This window comes from Haloferax marinisediminis (assembly GCF_009674585.1).
GTDB classification, from domain to species: Archaea; Halobacteriota; Halobacteria; order Halobacteriales; family Haloferacaceae; genus Haloferax; species Haloferax marinisediminis.
In genome coordinates, this window is the sequence record NZ_WKJP01000001.1 from 37,890 (window position 1) to 55,202 (window position 17,313).

17 protein-coding genes are annotated in these 17,313 nt (G+C 61.5%); 10 read left to right on the top strand and 7 right to left on the bottom strand.

All coding sequences use genetic code 11. The features are described 5' to 3' along the window. Positions 1-131 precede the first annotated feature (131 nt). Genes GJR98_RS00210 through GJR98_RS00230 form a run of 5 tightly spaced genes read left to right on the top strand, consistent with a single transcriptional unit; the run spans position 132 to position 2,439 of the window. Positions 132-413 (top strand): 50S ribosomal protein L44e, encoded by a 282-nt coding sequence (locus tag GJR98_RS00210; RefSeq protein ID WP_058572609.1) that lies wholly within the window; start codon positions 132-134, stop codon positions 411-413. A gap of 4 nt (positions 414-417) precedes the next feature. Next, positions 418-612 (top strand): 30S ribosomal protein S27e, encoded by a 195-nt coding sequence (locus tag GJR98_RS00215; RefSeq protein WP_151134256.1) that lies wholly within the window; start codon positions 418-420, stop codon positions 610-612. Between the two features lie 18 nt (positions 613-630). Then, on the top strand, positions 631-1,431 hold the full coding sequence (locus GJR98_RS00220) for a translation initiation factor IF-2 subunit alpha (RefSeq protein ID WP_151134259.1): 801 nt from the start codon (positions 631-633) through the stop codon (positions 1,429-1,431). Next, complete coding sequence (locus tag GJR98_RS00225; protein ID WP_151134262.1) at positions 1,431-1,616, top strand: RNA-protein complex protein Nop10; 186 nt, start codon at positions 1,431-1,433, stop codon at positions 1,614-1,616. The genes GJR98_RS00220 and GJR98_RS00225 overlap by 1 nt, the downstream gene beginning before the upstream one ends. Positions 1,617-1,671: 55 nt before the next feature. Continuing rightward, a complete protein-coding gene (locus tag GJR98_RS00230; RefSeq protein WP_151134265.1) occupies positions 1,672-2,439 on the top strand; it encodes a proteasome assembly chaperone family protein in 768 nt (255 codons plus the stop codon). A gap of 70 nt (positions 2,440-2,509) precedes the next feature. Here GJR98_RS00230 and GJR98_RS00235 read toward each other — a convergent pair whose 3' ends face one another. Both GJR98_RS00235 and GJR98_RS17380 read right to left on the bottom strand, forming a co-directional pair. After that, positions 2,510-3,409 carry a PhzF family phenazine biosynthesis protein gene (locus GJR98_RS00235; RefSeq protein ID WP_151134268.1) on the bottom strand — a complete coding sequence of 300 codons (900 nt, stop codon included), beginning with the start codon at positions 3,407-3,409 and terminating at the stop codon, positions 2,510-2,512. A 102-nt stretch (positions 3,410-3,511) separates the two neighbouring features. Then, positions 3,512-3,682 carry a DUF7563 family protein gene (locus tag GJR98_RS17380; RefSeq protein WP_191965393.1) on the bottom strand — a complete coding sequence of 57 codons (171 nt, stop codon included), beginning with the start codon at positions 3,680-3,682 and terminating at the stop codon, positions 3,512-3,514. 211 nt (positions 3,683-3,893) lie between these two features. Between GJR98_RS17380 and GJR98_RS00240 the strand changes: the two genes are divergently transcribed. Together GJR98_RS00240 and GJR98_RS00245 are read left to right on the top strand one after the other, a co-directional pair. Further along, a complete protein-coding gene (locus GJR98_RS00240) occupies positions 3,894-4,607 on the top strand; it encodes a phosphoribosyltransferase (protein ID WP_151134271.1) in 714 nt (237 codons plus the stop codon). Between the two features lie 105 nt (positions 4,608-4,712). Next, positions 4,713-5,684, top strand: coding sequence for an AEC family transporter (locus GJR98_RS00245; RefSeq protein ID WP_151134274.1), 972 nt, complete (start codon positions 4,713-4,715; stop codon positions 5,682-5,684). Between the two features lie 91 nt (positions 5,685-5,775). Here GJR98_RS00245 and GJR98_RS00250 read toward each other — a convergent pair whose 3' ends face one another. Further along, positions 5,776-7,380: a Na+/H+ antiporter NhaC family protein gene (locus GJR98_RS00250; RefSeq protein WP_151134278.1), complete on the bottom strand. Its 1,605-nt coding sequence runs from the start codon at positions 7,378-7,380 to the stop codon at positions 5,776-5,778. 287 nt (positions 7,381-7,667) lie between these two features. On the opposite strand from GJR98_RS00250, the gene mtnP reads away from it, so the two are divergent. Both mtnP and GJR98_RS00260 read left to right on the top strand, forming a co-directional pair. Then, a complete protein-coding gene (gene mtnP / locus GJR98_RS00255; protein WP_151134286.1) occupies positions 7,668-8,528 on the top strand; it encodes an S-methyl-5'-thioadenosine phosphorylase in 861 nt (286 codons plus the stop codon). A 90-nt stretch (positions 8,529-8,618) separates the two neighbouring features. Continuing rightward, positions 8,619-8,993: a CBS domain-containing protein gene (locus tag GJR98_RS00260; protein WP_191965394.1), complete on the top strand. Its 375-nt coding sequence runs from the start codon at positions 8,619-8,621 to the stop codon at positions 8,991-8,993. Positions 8,994-9,019: 26 nt separating this feature from the next. Here the strand turns inward: GJR98_RS00260 and GJR98_RS00265 are convergent, their stop codons facing one another. From GJR98_RS00265 to GJR98_RS00280, 4 genes are all read right to left on the bottom strand, one after another. After that, a complete protein-coding gene (locus GJR98_RS00265; RefSeq protein ID WP_151134290.1) occupies positions 9,020-10,057 on the bottom strand; it encodes a segregation and condensation protein A in 1,038 nt (345 codons plus the stop codon). Then, positions 10,050-13,772, bottom strand: coding sequence for a chromosome segregation protein SMC (gene smc / locus GJR98_RS00270; protein ID WP_151134292.1), 3,723 nt, complete (start codon positions 13,770-13,772; stop codon positions 10,050-10,052). The genes GJR98_RS00265 and smc overlap by 8 nt, the downstream gene beginning before the upstream one ends. Positions 13,773-13,856: 84 nt before the next feature. Continuing rightward, complete coding sequence (locus GJR98_RS00275) at positions 13,857-14,159, bottom strand: DUF7518 family protein (protein ID WP_151134295.1); 303 nt, start codon at positions 14,157-14,159, stop codon at positions 13,857-13,859. Positions 14,160-14,267: 108 nt separating this feature from the next. After that, positions 14,268-15,617 (bottom strand): amidohydrolase, encoded by a 1,350-nt coding sequence (locus tag GJR98_RS00280; RefSeq protein ID WP_151134298.1) that lies wholly within the window; start codon positions 15,615-15,617, stop codon positions 14,268-14,270. A 165-nt stretch (positions 15,618-15,782) separates the two neighbouring features. Here GJR98_RS00280 and gatB point away from each other — a divergent pair, with 165 nt between their 5' ends. After that, on the top strand, positions 15,783-17,273 hold the full coding sequence (gene gatB, locus GJR98_RS00285; RefSeq protein WP_151134301.1) for an Asp-tRNA(Asn)/Glu-tRNA(Gln) amidotransferase subunit GatB: 1,491 nt from the start codon (positions 15,783-15,785) through the stop codon (positions 17,271-17,273). The last annotated feature ends 40 nt before the right edge of the window (positions 17,274-17,313 follow it).

A 17,313-nucleotide genomic window follows, 5' to 3' on the forward strand; every position in this document is an offset into this window, starting at 1 on the left:
CCGAGCTCGCTCGTGGAGTGTCCACACGTGCCACAACCGGTGCATGGGGCTTCGAGAGCGAGTCTCGCCGTCGCGGCGAACCAAACGGGTTTTAACGGGCGACACCAAATCCCTCCACAAGGTCGATATCTATGCAGATGCCACGCCGTTTCAACACGTATTGCCCCAACTGTAAGGGTCACCACGAGCACGAAGTCGAGAAAGTCCGGAAGGGTCGTCCGACCGGAATGAAGTGGAACGCCCGCCAGACCCGACGCGGAAAGGCGACCATCGGTAACGCCGGTAAGTTCTCCAAGGTTCCCGGTGGAGACAAGCCGACGAAGAAGACCCACCTGAAGTACATCTGCTCGGACTGCGGGAAGGCCCACATGCGCAAGGGCTGGCGAGCAGGCCGTCTCGAATTCCAGGAGTAAACACATGGCAGGAAATTTCTACAAAGTCGCTTGCAGTGACTGTGAGAACGAACAGATCGTCTTCGGAAAGGCCTCCTCGGTCGTCAACTGTGCCGTCTGTGGCACGACCCTCGCGACCCCGACCGGTGGCAACGCCGAGTTCCACGGCGAGGTCGTCGAGACGGTCGAGCGTCGCGACAGCGACGAACTTGAGGCGTAACGTCCCGGAGGACTCCTCATGAAGTACAGCGGATGGCCTGACTCCGGCGAACTCGTCGTCGGAAAGGTAGACGAAATTACGGACTTCGGTGTCTTCGTCGACCTCGAAGAGTACGAAGACAAGCGTGGGCTTTGCCACATCAGCGAAGTCGCCAGCGGATGGATCAAGAACGTCCGCGACCACGTCCGCGAGGGACAGACCGTCGTCGCCAAGGTGCTCGACGTCAACGAGAGTTCGCAGCAGATCGACCTCTCTATCAAGGACGTCAACGAGCACCAGCGCAAAGAGAAGATTCAGGAGTGGAAGAACGAGCAGAAGGCTGACAAGTGGATGGCCCTCGCATTCGGCGAGGACATCTCCGACGAGCAGTACGGCGCAGTTGCGAACGCGCTGCTCGCCGAGTTCGAGACACTCTACGACAGCTTCGAGCAGGCCGCGATCCACGGCACCGAAGCACTCGAAGACGTCGACCTCGACGACGACGAAATCGAAGTCATCGTCGACACCGCACGACAGAACGTCTCGGTGCCGTACGTCAACGTCACCGGCTACGTCGACCTCCGCTCGCCAGCAGGCACCGGCGTCGACGACGTCAAGGAGGCCCTGAAGGCCGCCGAAGGCGACGGTGAAGTCAGCGACGAAATCGAACTGACGGTCACGTACGTCGGTGCGCCCGAATACCGCATCAAGGTGAAGGCACCCGACTACAAGACCGCCGAATCGGAACTCGACGCGAGTGTCGCCCGTGCCCGCGAAGCCATCGAAGCGGCCGGAGGCACTGCATCGTACCACCGCGAACGAAGCGGCGACGACGAGTAATGAAATCTGACATCCGGGTGTGTAGCGCGTGGCACGACCGCCACAACCGCCCGGTGTACACACTTTCTTCTACGTGTCCAGAGTGTGGCGCACCCACAGAGAACAGCGCGCCCGCACCGTACAACCCCGACGACACGTACGGCGACTACCGCCGTGCGCGCAAGCGTCGGCGTGCCGAGGAGTAGCTGAGAGCGTTCGGCTACCGACGCCCTCTTAACCGGCGCGTTCGGCACTACGTGCATGGACGACATCGAAATCGAGGCTGTCGCAGAGGTTGACCTCTCCGACCCCGTCCTCATCGAGGGGCTTCCGGGTGTCGGAAACGTCGGGAAGCTCGCCGTCGAGCACCTGCTCGAAGAGTTCGAAGAGGCCACGCTGGTCCGTCGAATCTACGCCGACGTGTTCCCGCCACAGGTGACGCTCGAATCGGGCGTCGCCGAGTTGACGCACGCAGAAGTGCACGCCGTCGAGACGCCGGGCGAGGGTCCAGACTTGCTCTTGCTCACCGGCGACCACCAGGCGCAGTCGAACGAGGGTCACTACCACCTCACAGACACCTTCCTCGACATCGCCGAGGAGTTCGGTGCAGACCGACTGTTCGCACTGGGCGGCGTCCCCACCGGCGAACTCGTCGACGAACCGTCGGTCCTCGGTGCCGTCACCAATGAGTCACAGGTGGAAGAACTCGAAGACGTCGGCGTCGAGTTCCGCGACGGCGAACCCGCTGGCGGCATCGTCGGCGTCTCCGGCCTCCTCCTCGGACTCGGCGGCCGGCGTGGGTTCACTGCAGCGTGTCTGATGGGCGAGACGAGTGGCTATCTCGTCGACCCACAGAGCGCACAGGTCGTCATCGAAGTCCTCCAAGAGCTCCTCGACTTCAGCGTCGACTTCGAAGCCCTCGAAGACCGGGCAGAAGAGATGAAAGAAGTCGCCGCGAAGATTCAGGAGATGCAACAGCAACAACAACAGAGCATTCCGAGCGACGACGACCTGCGGTACATCGGCTAAGTCGTCGGAGACTGGTCGAGGCGTCGGGCATCGGGAGAACGAGTATCGCGGCCCGCACCGAGTGAGGGTGTCAGGCCTCGATGATGTCGTCCGCTTCGAATTCGGGGACGGCGAGTTCACCATCGAGCGACTGCACCGCCCGGCCACCGACCTGAATCCGCTCGTCGACGGTGACGCGGACGAGACTCGGTCGGTCGACGAAGTGGCCCTGTTCGAACCGAAGTTCGTCAGGAACCGAATCGAACGCACCCATCTGTCGGAGGTACGCACCGCACGCACCACTCGCAGTGCCAGTGGCGGGGTCTTCGGGGATGCCGACACCCGGTGCGAAACAGCGGGCGTGGAGCGTCGAGTCACCGTCGATGGTATCGAACGTGAACGCGTAGATGCCCGCGGCGTCGTATTCTGCGGCGAACTCGTCGATGGCATCGAAGTCGGGAGTCGCGGCAGAGAGGTGTTCGAGGAAGTTCACCGGAACAACCACGAACGGAAGCCCCGTCGATGCGAGGGCGATGGGTAAGTCGGCGCCCACGTCACGGAGTGCAGCGACGTCGACACCGAGCATTTCCGCGATTCGGTCGTAGTCGACGTCGAGCTGTTGTATCGTCGGTGCGTCCTGTGTCATCCAGACCTCACCGAGTTCTCCGATCTCGATATCGAGTGTCCCCACGTTCGTTTCGAGCGTGTGAGTTCCCGGTTCGATGGCGCGCTCGGCGGCGAGATGGGCGTGCGCTGCAATCGTCGCGTGACCACAGAGGTCAATCTCCTGAGTCGGCGTGAAGTAGCGGATTCGGCGGTCTGCACTGCCCGACGAGCAGACGAACGCCGTCTCGCTCGCACCGAGTTCGGCTGCGACTGCGCGCATCTGTTCCGCGTCCAGTCCGTCGGCGTCGGGGACGACACCGGCGACGTTACCGGACAGTGGTTCGGTCGTAAACGCGTCGACGAGGAGGGCGCGGCGTCGGTCCATGGAAGTGCGCACTGCACGACACTGTATCAAACCCGTGGGTCAGCGGGCGAAAATGGAGGACAAAGAGAGCTGTTCGGGGACCGGATAGTTGGACGTCTTGGGTTACGCGCGAGTCCAACGGACACGGCTCGACTGCGCGGCCGCACCGTTCCCCTGCATCACCTCTCGCATGTTCATACAGGATGGACAACCGACGACTTCGTCCATATCGTTGCCGAAGACGCGAACGAAGTCACGGGACACGAACTCACCACAGTTACCACACGTGTGCATGTTTAGCTCACCTACGAAATCGGGTACACCTTCACCCGACATAACTATGTGCATTGTTAGCATGTGTTAGTGTATGCCTGAAATCACGAATCCGGGGTTAATGGTCTCTTAATTGGGCTTTTCCGCACATTGTGACTGTCACCCACGGTCGGAACGAGACGTACAGATTAAAGGGCGTTAGGCACTGCAATATGGACGGTGAACAGAAGATATGGGCGATCTCCCCGACGAATTTAAGTGCACCATCACAAACTGGGAGTACATCTACGGACTCTGTCGTGACGTCTCGGACGAAGTCAAGTCGTCCGAGTTCGAACCCGAAGTCATCGTCGCGCTGGCACGCGGCGGTTGGTTTGCGGGGCGCTGTATCTGCGACTTCGTTGGGCTCGACGACCTGACGAGTCTCAAGATGGAACACTACGTCGGTACTGCCCAGAAGTCGAACGAACCAGAAGTACGCTACCCAATGCCAGAGGGAAGCGTCGAAGGCAAAGACGTACTCATCATCGACGACATCGCCGACACCGGCGGGTCTATCAAACACGCCTACGAGTACGTGACCGACCGAAACGCGGGCGAAGTCCGTACCGCGACGCTCCAACTGCTCCAGACGAGTGAGTTCGAACCCGACTACGTCGGCGAGCGTCTCGAAGAGTGGGCGTGGGTCGTCTACCCGTGGAACTTCATCGAGGACATGATCGACCTCATCTCTGGTGTCATGTCGAAAGCCGACGAAGAGACGTTCGAGTTGGACGACATTCGTCACTACCTCGCAGAGTTCCACGACGTCGACCGTATCGAGATGGAGATTGCCCAACCCGACCGGATGCAGGAAGTCATCGCGGAGATGGAGCGACGCAACGTCGTCGAATCTGCTGGCGACGGTGCGTGGCGTCTCCTCGAAAACGACGGCGTCGGCGCCTAATCGACGCCAACGCCCCCGCGCCAGCGAGGCGCAGGGAGCTGTGGTCTCCGTTCTTTTCGCGGCAGAAGCGAAACGTTGGTGAGCGTTACATCCGTCGGCACGCGCATGTCGCTTCTGTCTATCTTTGTCACAGCCCTGTTGCCAATCCTCGCTATCGGTGCGGTGGGGTTCGTCTTGGGGCGGACCCGCGACATCGACCCGGACCCACTCAACACCGTGACGGTGTACGTTCTCGCGCCTGCGCTCGTGTTCTATAGCCTCGCGACGACCGAACTCGCCGGCGCGACGTTGGCGACGCTCACGGCCGGTGTCGTCGTCTACCACGTGGTGATGATTCTCGTCGCTGGGGGCCTCGCTCGACTCGCCGGCCTCTCAGAACCGCTCCTCGGTGCGCTCGTTCTCGTCTCTGCCTTCCCGAACTCCGGGAACTACGGCATCCCCGTCTCCTCGTTCGCCTTCGGCGACACGGGTCGGTCGACCGCCGTCGTCTACCTCGCAGTGCAGGGCGTGCTCATCTACACGCTCGGCGTCTATATCGCTAGTCGGGGGTCGTCCGGCGGTAGCGACGACACACCGAGTTGGCGCGTCGGACTCGGGCGGGTGCTCCGTATCCCGCTCGTGTACGCCGTCGTCGCTGCACTCGTCGTCCGGTGGCTCGGTGTCGTTCCGCCGACTGACATCGCCGCGATGCAGACGCTCAAACTCGTCGGCGACTCGTCGATTCCAATCATGCTCCTCATCCTCGGCATTCAACTCGCAGGTGCAGACCTCGGGTCCACGCTCAGAGAGGTCGGACTCGTCGCGGGCCTGAAGATGGTCGTCGCCCCTGCAATCGCCGTTGGAATCGTCCTCGTCGCTGGGTTCGGTGACCCCGTCGTCGCGCGGACGTTCGTCCTCGAATCTGCGATGCCCGCTGCGGTGACGCCGCTCATCCTCGTCGGCGAGTTCGGAGACACGAGCGGGTCGACAGTCAATCTCGGTGAGTTCGTCTCCGCCGCCGTCTTCGCGACGACGCTCCTGAGCGTCCCGATACTCTCAGTTCTCATCTTCCTCCTGGACGCCGGCCTCGTCGTGTAACCACAGACTCGGGACAGAACCCCGTCTCGTCTCTCGCGAGTGGTCGAGTGGGCTGCGAGTGCGGACGGAGAAACGTGTGCGAAAAGAGGTGTTAGTCGTCGCTGCTCACGTTTCTCGTGGATGCGTTCGACGAAGTCGGTTTCGCCGAGAGGTTCTTCCGCCGAGCGTCCAGTTCGGAGAACCCGTAGACCAGGCCGACGAGCGTGAGAATCCCGACTGGAAGCAACACGAGCGGACTGAGGTTCGTTGCACCGTACAGGAAGTACACCACGATGGTGGCGAGGAGGACGGTGAACGCGTAGTACATCTGTGTCCGGACGTGGTCGATGTGGTCCGACCCCGCGAACGTCGACGCGAGGACGGTGGTGTCCGAGATTGGCGAACAGTTGTCGCCGAAGATTGCTCCACTAAACATCGCACCGATGGCGACAGCGATGAAGCTCGGGTCGTTCCCACCAATCGCCCACGCCAATGGGATGACGATCGGCGTCATGATGGACATCGTCCCCCACGACGTCCCGATAGCGAACGAGATGAACGCCGAGGTGACGAAGACGACGACGGGAACCATCATGGGCGAGACGACGCCCTCCGCATACTGCGTGACGTACGCCCCGGTTCCCAACGCACTCGCAACGGCACCGATAGACCACGCCAGCACGAGGATACTGACTGCTGGGAGCATCGTCCCGAACCCGTCGAGAATCGTCTCCATCGACTGACCGAGCGACATAATGTCCTCGCTCAATCCGACGACGACGGCCATCGTAACCATGGCAAACGACCCCCAGACGAGCGCCGTCGCAACGTCGGTGTTACTGACCATCTCGACGGGCGTTCGGCCGGGTGCGTAGCCCATCATCGCCGCGCCGCCGATGACGACGGAAACGAGCGCGATGACTGGCAGGAAGAACACTCGCAGTGGAGCATTATCAGAGAGCGGTTCACCAAGTTCGTCCTTGATGTTCTGGAGCGGTTGTGCGTCCTCTCGGATGACGTCACCCGTCCGCTGTGCACGGGACTCGGCGTCGAGCATCTCTCCGAAGTCACGTTGCGTGATGACGATGATACCGACCATCGCGATCGCGAGAATCGCGTACACGTTGAACGGGATACTCTGGATGAACGTCGCAGCAGCAGAGGGCGTCTCCGCCTGGATACCGAGTTCTTCGTACTGGTTGGCGATGAGGCCGATTTCGAAGGCAACCCAACTCGAAATACCGATGGTCGCCACCGGTGCAGCAGTCGAGTCGAGCAGATACGCCAACTTCTCGCGCGACATCTTCAGCTCGTCGGCGAGGTTCTTCATCGAACTGCCGACGATCGCGTTGTTCGCGTAGTCGTCGAAGTTCCACAGAATGCCGAGCAACCACGTCGCGATACCGATCTTCCGGTGTGAGTCGATCCGTTTCGTCGCGAAGTTGGTGATAGCGATTGCACCTCCTAACCGCCAGATGAGTGCAATTCCGGCCCCAATTTGGAGCGTGAAGACCAGAATCTTCGCGTTGAACGTACTTCCACCGATGGACGAGACGATCCAATCGTACAACTGTGCAACACCGGTACCACCTGTGTAGATGATTCCACCGACCCAGATGCCGATGAAGAGCGACAGCATCGCCCTGCGGGTCGCAACTGCCAGCACGATTGCCAACAGTGGCGGTACGAGTGACAATACGCCGAATTCTGACGCCATGATAATTGGTTACATAGGACATTCATTATATATCTTATTGATTTATTCCTGTCATAATTCGAAGGCGTTAACCGGGCAACACTGCTGATGCCGGCGGTACACCCGATTACGTATCGACGCCATCTTTGCGGCGACGAATCTCAGCGTCGCGAGGTTCTCGGTTCTCATCACTCTCGCCGACGCAAGCAGTACCGGCCTCATCGACGCAAGCGGTACCGGCCAGCCACAGATTCCCCGATGAGACGGTGTTTCGCCACGATTTTGTGCATCCTCCCCGACCTACGAGTATGAAAATCGGATTTATCGGCGGCAGCGGAATCTACGAGGCGCTGCCCCTCGAAAACACCCGCGAAGAACCGGTCGAGACACCCTTCGGCGAACCCTCGACGACGCCCATCGTCGGCGAGTTCGGCGACACCGGCCGAGAAGTCGTCTTCCTGCCACGACACGGCCCAGACCACCAGCACTCGCCGACGACGCTCCCCTACCGTGCGAACATCTTCGCACTGAAGAAACTCGGCGTCACGCACATCCTCGCCAGCAACGCCGTCGGGAGTCTGAAAGAAGACCTCCCGCCGCAGACACTCGTCGTTCCGGACCAGATTTACGACCGCACGAAACACCGCCCCCTGACGTTCTTCGACGAGGGCATGGTCGTTCACCAACCGTTCGCGATGCCGTACGACGAGGAGCTCGTCTCCATCCTCGCCGAAGCGGCCGAGGAAGCGACCGACGCGAAGGTACAGGAGGGCGGCACCTACGTCTGCATCGAAGGTCCGTCGTACTCCACGAAGGCCGAGAGCGAACACTACCGCGCACAGGGATGGGACATCGTCGGCATGACCACGATTCCGGAAGCAAAACTCGCACGCGAGGCCGAGATCGCCTACGCGACCATCACCGGCGTCACCGACTACGACGTCTGGAAAGAAGACAGCGAAGTCACGCTCGAAGAGGTGCTGAAGAACGCCGCCGCCAACGAGGAGGCCATCAAAGAGACCGTCGAAGCCGCGATTCGCAAGATTCCCGACGGCCACGAGACGGACAGTCACTCCGCGCTCGAAGGGACCATCAACACGCCCGACGAGGCAATCCCCGCCGAGACGAAGGAGAAACTCGCGCCACTCATCGAGAAGTACGTCGAGTAAGCTGTCGACGTGCTCGGTGTCGTCTCTGGGAGACGACCCACTCTGTCACTGCGTACACTTTCATAACCCCCCGTACAGTTCTATACTCCCATGAGTTCTACAGACAGAGTGAAAGTCAAAGACGTAATGTCCTCACCACTCGAGACGATTTCGAAGGACGCGACGGTGATGGAGGCCGCACAGCAGATGCGTGACAAGGAAATCAGTGCCTTGGTCGTCCGGACCACACCGCGCGCCATCATCAGCAGTACCGACGTGCTCGACGCCGTCGCCGACGGGCGAGACGTCTCGAATCTGAAAGTGACCGACGTGATGACGACCGACGTCGAGACTGCCACCCCCGACCTCTACATGGAAGAAGTCGCCGCGATGATGACCAACTACGGTATCAAACATCTCCCGGTCGTCGACGACGACTACGTTGGCATGATTTCGTCGACTGACGTCACTGCTCACCTCTCGTAACGCCGACCGCAGAAAGTAGGTTGGCTTCAGTCGTCGGCGATAGCTTCGACTTCTGATTCGGTGTCTCTGTCGTCCGCACCGGACTGGTCGTCCGTCTCGGTTCCGTCGAACACCTCGGGGTTCCGTATCCAGAGGTCACCGAACAGTTCGTCCTGTTTCAGATAGACGGTACTTCGGTGCGCGAGGAACAACAGCGCGAGATACGTCGTCATTACAGTGTCTGCCACGTGTCGAATCTCGGCGAACAGCACCTCGTCTCGACCCTTCTCGTAGTGTTCCGAGAGGACGGCACCGACTTCCTCGACGATTGCTTCGATGTCTTCGTTGTGTGCCGTGCCAGTCACGTCGTCTTCGGTCGGTTCACCAGCACCGCGCATCTCGCCGGGCGTGTGGTAGTCGAGTGTCTGTGTCCCGCGCGAAAATCCACGTGGTGACTGTGAGGTGTCGTACTCCCGGCGGCGCTTCCACCACGACCCGCGCTCTGCTTCACGGAGTTCGTGGACGAGTTCGTCCAGTGTCTCGGGCGACCCGCGCGCGTGTTTGCGTTCGAGGCGGCGGTCCATCTCCGCTTCGAGCGACGCGATGGGGTCGAATCCGGGTGCACCGTCGTCGCTAGGGTGGCCGTCGCCTGCGCCACCCTGCATGGCGAGTTCCCACGGTTCGAGTTCTTCTTCCTCGGGTTCGTCCGGTGCGAGGAGTTCGTCGGACTTCATCCGAAGCAACACGCTCGCGTAGAACAACGCGCGCCCGGTGGTCCGGAGGTCCATCGCGTCGAGGCGGTTGAGGAACGCGTCCGTCACTTCGACGATGTCGATGTCCCACGGGTCGATTTTTCCCTCCTTCGCGAGTTGGACGAGGAGTTCGACGGGCTCGACTTCGTCGTCGTCTGACTCTGATACGTCGTCCGGGAGAACGTCGTCGACGGACCCATCTTGGGAGGTGTCGTGGTCGTCGTCACCGTCGAGAGCAGCCTCACCAGAGAACTGGAACGGGTCGCTGTCGTCGGCGTCGCCGCGCTCGCCGCGCTCGCGGGTCAGGTTGAGTTTCGGAATGTCGTCAGTCATCCGCCGGGACCTCCGGTTCCGTCACCGTCTCGTCGCCGCTGTCACCACCGTGGTCGCCGTCGTCGCCGTCGTCGGTGTCGTCGCTTCCGTCGCCACCGTGGCCGTCAGTACCGTCGCTTCCGTCGCCACCGGTCTCGTCCGAACCGGGTCCGCTGTCACCGCCACCGAACTGGATGCCGGTGACGGCGCTCACGTTGTCGCCTTGCATCGTCACGCCGATTGCTCGCTCGGCGCGTTCGAGGAGTGCAGAGCGGTGGGAGACGACGACGAACTGAGCGTCGCCAGCCAGGTCGTCGACCATCTGTCCGACGCGCTCGGCGTTCGCGGCGTCGAGGAAGGCGTCGACCTCGTCGAGCGCGTAGAACGGCGCGGGGTTGTGCCGCTGAATGGCGAAGATGAACGCGAGTGCCGTCAGCGACTTCTCGCCACCGGACATCGCGTCGAGACGCTGAATCGGCTTGTCGCCGGGTTGTGCCTTCATCGTCAGGCCTTCCTCGAACGGGTCTTCGGGGTTCTCCAGATGGAGTCGTCCCGTCCCGTTGGAGAGTCGCTCGAAGATGTCGGTGAAGTTCTCGGCAATCGCGTCGAACGACTCCATGAACGTCTGTTTCTTCTGTGACTCGTACTGCTCGATGCGCTCTTGGATGGCGTCGCGCTCTTCGACCAGCACGTCACGCCGCTGTTGGAGGTCTTCGAGGTCGGCCTTCACGTCGTCGTACTCCTCGATCGCGAGCATGTTGACCGGTTCGAGTGCCTCCATCTCTTCGGTCAGTCGCTCGATTTCGGATTCGACCGTGCTGTGGTCGGGAATCTCGTCGGGGTCGTAGTCGCCAACCTGTGCTTCGAGTTCCTCAATCTCCCATTCGAGGCGTTCGGCGGCCGACTGCATGCTCTCCAGTTTGGACTCCACCGCGTGCACCCGGTCTTTCTTCTCGTCGCGGGCAGTGCGGGCTTCGCGAAGGTCCTCCTGCAGTTCGCGTCGGTCTTCCTTGAGGTCGACCAATTCTTCTTCGAGTTCGGCGACGGCCGCTCGTTTCTCGTCGAGGTCGTCTTCGCGGTCTTCTATCTTCGACTCGGCGTCGGAGATTGTCTGTCGTGCCTCTGCCTTGCGGTTCTGGGCGGTCTCGACCGTGTCGTGGAGGTCGTCGACCGCGTCTTCGGCGTACTGTTTCTCCAGTTGGACCTCGTTGAGTCGGCCGTCGAGGGTTCCCATTCGGTCTTCGAGGTCGTCGATATCCGCGCGAATCTCGTCTGCCCGAGCGGTAAGTTCCGGAATCTCCGAGTCGGCGAGTTCTCGCTCGATTTCCTCGATGTCCGCGTTGACTGCCGCTATCTTCTCGTCGTACTCGGCAATCTCGTCGTCGAGGTCGGACATCTGCTCGTCGACCGACTCGCGTTCAGACTGCAGTTCGTCGAGTCGGTCGTTCAGCCGCTCGATTTCGTCTTCGGCGGCGTCGATGTCTTCTTTGGCGTCTTCGATTTCGCGCTCGATGACACGCACCCGGTCGGCCGCGTCGGAGGCCCGACCACGGGCGTCTTCTAAGTCGTCGTCGATGTCACGGAGTTCGCTGTTGAGCGACCGACGACGGTCTTCGAGTTTGGTAATCTCCTTGGCGATGCGTTCGAGACGGCCTTCGCCCGACTTCGAGAAGGAGTAGCGAGAGCCACCGCCGGACCCACCGGTCATCGCTCCGGAGCGTTCGACCAGGTCGCCGTCGAGCGTGACCATGCGGTAGTCGCCCATCAGGTCGCGGGCAGTTTGCATGTCTTCGACGACGAGCGTCGACCCGAGAACGTACGAGAAGATGGACTCGTACTGCGCGTCGTAGTCGACGAGGTTCCGCGCAAAGTCCACGACGCCGGGATGAGACGGCTTTCGCGGGAGGCCGCGGTTGTCCATCTTCGTGATGGGCAAGAACGTCGCGCGACCCGCGTTTCGGGACTTCAGGTGGTTGATACAGGACGACCCGACACCGTCGTCGTCGACGACGACGTTCGCGAGGCGGCCACCAGCGGCCGTCTCACACGCTTTGGCGTACTCGCCGTCGACCGAACCGAGTTGGCCGACTGCACCGTGAACACCGGAGAGTCCAGCGTTGAGAATCGTCGTGACCGCGCGTGGCCACGAGTTGTCGCCGTCCGACCCGGCCCGCGCTTCGAGGCGGGCGTACTCGGACTGTTTGGTCTGGAGGTCGTCGTTGACCTCCGAGAGGTCGTCTTTCAACTCGGCTTTCTCGGCTTGCAGTCCCTCGATGACCTCGTCTATCTTCGATTTGTTCTTCTCGGCGGTGTCGAGTTCGCTGTGCAGGTCCGACAGCGTCGCCTTCAGTTCGGGGATGCGCTCGTGTGCGGCCTCGATTTCGGCCTGTGTCTCCGAAATCTCGTTCGAACGACGACGCGCGTCGTCGAGGAGGCGGTCTTTCGCCCGCTGTCGGTCGTTCTTCTCGTCTTTGTACTCGTCGACGGTCTCCTTCTTCTCTGCGAGTTCGGACTTCAGTTCGTCGAACTCGGTGTCGACAGAGTCGATTTCGGCCTGCACTTCGGAGAGTTCGACCTGCTTGGACTGGATGTCGCTCTTGACCGACGCTTTCTCGACTTTTATCTCACGGATGTCGCCCGACAGGTCGTCGATCTTCTCTTGTTTGCGGTCGATGTCGACGAACGCCTTCCGCCGTTCGGCCTCGGCGTCGTCACGCTTCTCTTCGGCCGCTTCGATGGAGTTCTCGAGGCGCGCGATGTCGCCTTTTATCTCCTCCATCTCGGATTTGATGCGGAGTTGCTCGTCTTCGCCTTTCCGCTCGATTTCGTGCGTGAGGTCTTCGAGGTCCTCTTCGAGACGGGTGACCTTCCCCTGTCGTTCGTCGAGTTCTGCCTGCAGCGATTCGAGGTCGGACTCGGTCGACTCGATACGCGACTCGGTGCGCGAGAGGTCGTCGCGTTTGTCTTCGAGTTCTGCTGCCTTCAGGTAGCCTTCGTACTCTTCTTTCTCGTCGCGGAGGCCTTTGTACTGAAGCGCTGTCTCACGCTCGTCGGCGAGCTGGTCGAGGCGCGTCTCCTTTTCTTCGATACGGAGGTCCGCCTCTTCGACGCGGTCTTCGACCGCTTCGAGTTCGCCGTAGGCGGCGTCTTTCTTCGCGTCGAACTCGGCGACGCCCGCGATCTCGTCGATGATGCCACGACGCTGGTAAGGCGTCATGTTGATAATCTCGGTTACGTCGCCCTGCATGACGACGTTGTAGCCCTCGGGCGTGATGCCGGCCTGCGCGAGCAGGTCCTTGATGTCCGAGAGGTTGACCGAGCGCTCGTTGAGGTAGTAGTACGAGTAGTAGTTGTCCGGCGTCTCCTTGACGCGGCGCTTGATGGTTATCTCGTCGACGTCGCCGACCTTGTCGGTGCCGGCGGCGTTGACGACCTGTGACCGGTCGAGTGTCCCCTCGGAGTTGTCGAGGACGACAGTGACACTGGCCTCTTTCGGCTGTTTCGCCGCCTCGTCACTCCCGTCAGCGTGGCCGGGGTTGTAGATGAGGTCGGTTAGCTTCTCGGCGCGAATCCCGCGGGTACGGGCGAGGCCGAGGGCGAACAGGACGCCATCGATGATGTTCGACTTCCCGGAACCGTTCGGGCCCGTAACGACCGTGAAATCCTCGTAAAACGGGATGCGGGTCGGCCGCCCGAAGCTCTTGAAACCGTCAAGGACGAGCTCTTTGATGTGCATGTGTTGGTGTTCGCGCGGGCGACGCCCGCAAGGGTGACACGCCGTATGGACACAGGGCGTGCCTACGTGGGCCAGCGCGCCCGATTAGGCGACGATGATGTCGTCGTCGGGTGCCTGACTTTCTTCTTCGTCAGACTCGTCGGCCTCATCCGTTTTAGTCTCATCGCCGTCGACCGACTCTGCCGCGTCGGCTTGCTCGGGCGCGGACTCCTCGGCAGGCGTCCAGTCGCCACGGCGACGAGCGGCGCGCGAAGGCACCTCGACGTCGTTCGCGTCTTCGAGTTGTCGAAGTCGCTCTTTTGTCTCGACGAGTTCTTCGGTGAGTCCGTTCACCGCTGCTCGCAGTTCTGTAACCTGTGATTCGAGTTCCTCCACCCGATTACTCATGGGTAGAATAGCCCCACGCGTGAGACATAAATGTGCGTCAGACAATCACCGAAAATGTGATACGTGCGCGAGCGGTCGCACCGCTTCACTCGCAACGAGGGTCTCTATTCAGCTATCGTCCGACCCGTCGTCAGCGTCCTCACGGTACGACTCGGTCGTCGTTCCTCTGAAGGTTCGAACCGCGTCGAGGTACGACTCACGGGACCGCTTTTCAGCTTTGGCGGCACGGAGTTCGTCCATCGCCTCGGAGTCGGTGAGAACGTCGACGAGCATGCAGGCTGTGAGTTTGGCCGGGATGACGTACGCCATCTCTTCGTCGACGACGCGGAAGTCACGGGCGTGGACCGCTCCCTCGAACCCGCCGGTCCACGGATGAATGCCGGGGACGAGTTGTGTGACGTCGCCCATGTCGGTCGACCCCGAGAGGTGTTGGTCTCCCTCTGTGATGGCATCCGGTCCGACGATATCACGGGCGTTCTCGTCGTAGAACGACGCGAGCGTCTCGTTCGTCTGCAACGGCATGTAGCCGGGATAGTCTTCGATTTCGACGTCGCCACCGACGCCCATCGCCCCGGACGCGAGCGCTCGATTGACCGACTGGTTCACCTCCGAAACGGCTTCGATGGAGGCCGCACGGACGTACGATTCCATGGTTACCTCGGCAGGAACGACGTTCACGCCGTCGCCACCGCGTGTGATAATTGGGTGGACGCGAACGTGGTCCTCGTCGCGGAACGTCTCTCGCTGGGCGTTGACCGCGTTCATCCCGAGCATCGCGGCGTTGAGCGCGTTGATACCCTCTTCGGGGGCCGCGCCTGCATGGGCTTCTTTCCCTCTGTAGGTGACGAACTTCCCGACGAATCCGTTGGTCGAGAAACTACTCGTGATGGTTCGGTCCGGTGTGTTGCTGCCGGCGTGCATCATCGCCGCGGCGTCCCAGTCGTCGACGTAGCCGCGGCGGATGAGTTCCTGCTTGCCGCCGAAGAACTCGATATCGCCCGCGTCGAGGAGTTGCCGCCGATAGTCGAGGTCGAGATACTCTTCAGCGGGGACGGCCACGAACTCGACTGCACCGTCGAGTTCATCCACGACGCCACTCCCGACGAGTCCGATAGCGGACCCGACGAGGTGAGCGAGTTGCGCGTTGTGTCCGCAGGCGTGAACTGCACCGGTTTCTGGGTCAGCAAGCGGGTGGTCAGGGTTGACGAGTGCGTCGAGTTCGCCGAGGACGGCCGCAACAAAGTCGCCTGACCCGGCGCGAGCGCGAGCACCGGTGATAGCGAGTTCTGTCTCGACATCGAGGTCGAGGTCTTCGAACATCGAGACGACTTTCTTCGTCGTTTCAACCTCTTTGTACCCGAGTTCGGGTTCGGATTGCACGTCTTTCGCGAAGGCGATGATATCGTCTGCACGGGCGTCGATGGCGTCGCAGACGCGGGTTTTGAGTTCCTCGGTCATCTGGAGTACGTGTCGAGAGGGAGTGTGACGTGATAAGTGGCCCCGCCAGCAGGCCGCGAGTGAGCCCCCGTCGAAGAAAGAGCCTGAATCTGAGCGACCACCAGTAGACTGCCCGCTCGCGCCCGTCCCGTTAGTCTTTAGCCCACCGCCGTCGAAGCGCGCCCAATGACTGCGCAAGCGCTCGAACAGCGCGAACTCGCGGTCGTCATCGGGTTGGAAGTCCACGTTCAACTCGAGACGTCCACGAAGATTTTCTGTGGCTGTTCGACCGAGCCTGCCGAGGACGAAGCGCCGAACACCCGCGTGTGCCCGGTCTGTCTCGGGCTACCCGGTGCGCTCCCGGTACTCAACGAGAACGCTGTCGAATCGGCCGTCAAAATCGGCAAGGCACTCAACGCCACCATCGCCGAAGACACCCGGTTCCACCGGAAGAACTACTACTACCCCGACCTGCCCAAGAACTTCCAGATTACCCAGTACGACGCACCCATCTGCGCCGACGGTACGCTGGAGGTCTCTGTCGAAGGCAAGCGCCGCAAAATCGGCATCACGCGCGCCCACCTCGAAGAGGACCCCGGAAGCCTCCAGCACAAGGGCGGGAGCATCGACACTGCCGACTACACGCTCGTCAACTACAACCGCGCCGGCACGCCGCTGATGGAAATCGTCTCGGAACCGGACTTCCGGAGCCCCCAAGAGACCCGCGCGTTCCTCGCGAAACTCGAAGAGGTGCTGGAGTACCTCGGCGTCTTCGATGCGACCCGCGACGGGTCGCTCCGTATCGACGCGAACATCTCGCTCGTCCCCGCCGACGAAGTCGCGGAAGACGGCTCTATCTCCGACGAGGCGCTCGAAGCAGCGAACCGCACCGAGGTCAAGAACATCTCCAGCCACAAGGGTGCGGAGAAGGCACTCGCCTACGAAGTCACCCGCCAGAAGAACGCCGTCAAACGTGGCCGCGCCATCGAACAGGAGACCCGTCACTGGGACGAGTCTCGCGGCATCACCGTCTCGATGCGCTCGAAAGAAGAAGAGAAAGACTACCGCTACTTCCAGGAGGCCGACCTCCCACCGCTCCAGGTCGCCCACTGGAAAGAAGAGATTCCGATTCCGGAACTCCCCGACGCGCGCCGCGAGCGCTTCCAGAGTGAGTACGGACTGGACGAAGAGTCTGCGTCGAAACTCACCTCCACGAAGGAAGTCGCCGACTTCTTCGAAGACGTCGCCGCCGAGTTCGACGCCGACCTCGCAGCGACGTGGGTCGCCGACAATCTGCTGGGTGAACTCAACTACCGCGACATGCTCATCACCGACGTCTCGGACCGTCTGGACGAGTTCACCCGTCTCGTCGAACTCGTCGACGCCGACGAGGTGACGACGAAGAACGCCGAAGAAATCGTCCTCCGCAAGATGCTCGACGAGGGCACCGACCCCGACACCATCGTCGACGAAGAAGGACTCGGCAAGGCCGATGACGACGAGATCGGTGGGTTCGTTCAGGACGCAATCGACGAGAACCCCGACGCCGTCGCCGACTACCACGAAGGAGAGGGTGGCGCACTGAACTTCCTCGTTGGACAGGTCATGCAGAAGTCCAAGGGGAGCGCCGACCCCGGCACGGTGAACCAACTGCTCCGCGAGAAACTCGACGAATAAGTACGCGTCGCGCGCGGGCTGTCCGCGCCACCGATTGTTC

Excerpts from the sequence above, each read along its gene's own strand:
- GJR98_RS00280 (WP_151134298.1), bottom strand. The coding sequence starts at position 15,617 with ATGACCGAGGAACTCAAAACCCGCGTCTGCGACGCCATCGACGCCCGT.
- GJR98_RS00265 (WP_151134290.1), bottom strand. The coding sequence starts at position 10,057 with ATGACTGACGACATTCCGAAACTCAACCTGACCCGCGAGCGCGGCGAG.
- GJR98_RS00250 (WP_151134278.1), bottom strand. The coding sequence starts at position 7,380 with ATGGCGTCAGAATTCGGCGTATTGTCACTCGTACCGCCACTGTTGGCA.
- GJR98_RS00215 (WP_151134256.1), top strand. The coding sequence starts at position 418 with ATGGCAGGAAATTTCTACAAAGTCGCTTGCAGTGACTGTGAGAACGAA.
- GJR98_RS00230 (WP_151134265.1), top strand. The coding sequence starts at position 1,672 with ATGGACGACATCGAAATCGAGGCTGTCGCAGAGGTTGACCTCTCCGAC.
- GJR98_RS00245 (WP_151134274.1), top strand. The coding sequence starts at position 4,713 with ATGTCGCTTCTGTCTATCTTTGTCACAGCCCTGTTGCCAATCCTCGCT.
- GJR98_RS00210 (WP_058572609.1), top strand. The coding sequence starts at position 132 with ATGCAGATGCCACGCCGTTTCAACACGTATTGCCCCAACTGTAAGGGT.
- GJR98_RS17380 (WP_191965393.1), bottom strand. The coding sequence starts at position 3,682 with ATGCACACGTGTGGTAACTGTGGTGAGTTCGTGTCCCGTGACTTCGTT.
- GJR98_RS00240 (WP_151134271.1), top strand. The coding sequence starts at position 3,894 with ATGGGCGATCTCCCCGACGAATTTAAGTGCACCATCACAAACTGGGAG.
- GJR98_RS00260 (WP_191965394.1), top strand. The coding sequence starts at position 8,619 with ATGAGTTCTACAGACAGAGTGAAAGTCAAAGACGTAATGTCCTCACCA.
- gatB (WP_151134301.1), top strand. The coding sequence starts at position 15,783 with ATGACTGCGCAAGCGCTCGAACAGCGCGAACTCGCGGTCGTCATCGGG.
- GJR98_RS00275 (WP_151134295.1), bottom strand. The coding sequence starts at position 14,159 with ATGAGTAATCGGGTGGAGGAACTCGAATCACAGGTTACAGAACTGCGA.
- mtnP (WP_151134286.1), top strand. The coding sequence starts at position 7,668 with ATGAAAATCGGATTTATCGGCGGCAGCGGAATCTACGAGGCGCTGCCC.
- smc (WP_151134292.1), bottom strand. The coding sequence starts at position 13,772 with ATGCACATCAAAGAGCTCGTCCTTGACGGTTTCAAGAGCTTCGGGCGG.
- GJR98_RS00225 (WP_151134262.1), top strand. The coding sequence starts at position 1,431 with ATGAAATCTGACATCCGGGTGTGTAGCGCGTGGCACGACCGCCACAAC.
- GJR98_RS00220 (WP_151134259.1), top strand. The coding sequence starts at position 631 with ATGAAGTACAGCGGATGGCCTGACTCCGGCGAACTCGTCGTCGGAAAG.
- GJR98_RS00235 (WP_151134268.1), bottom strand. The coding sequence starts at position 3,409 with ATGGACCGACGCCGCGCCCTCCTCGTCGACGCGTTTACGACCGAACCA.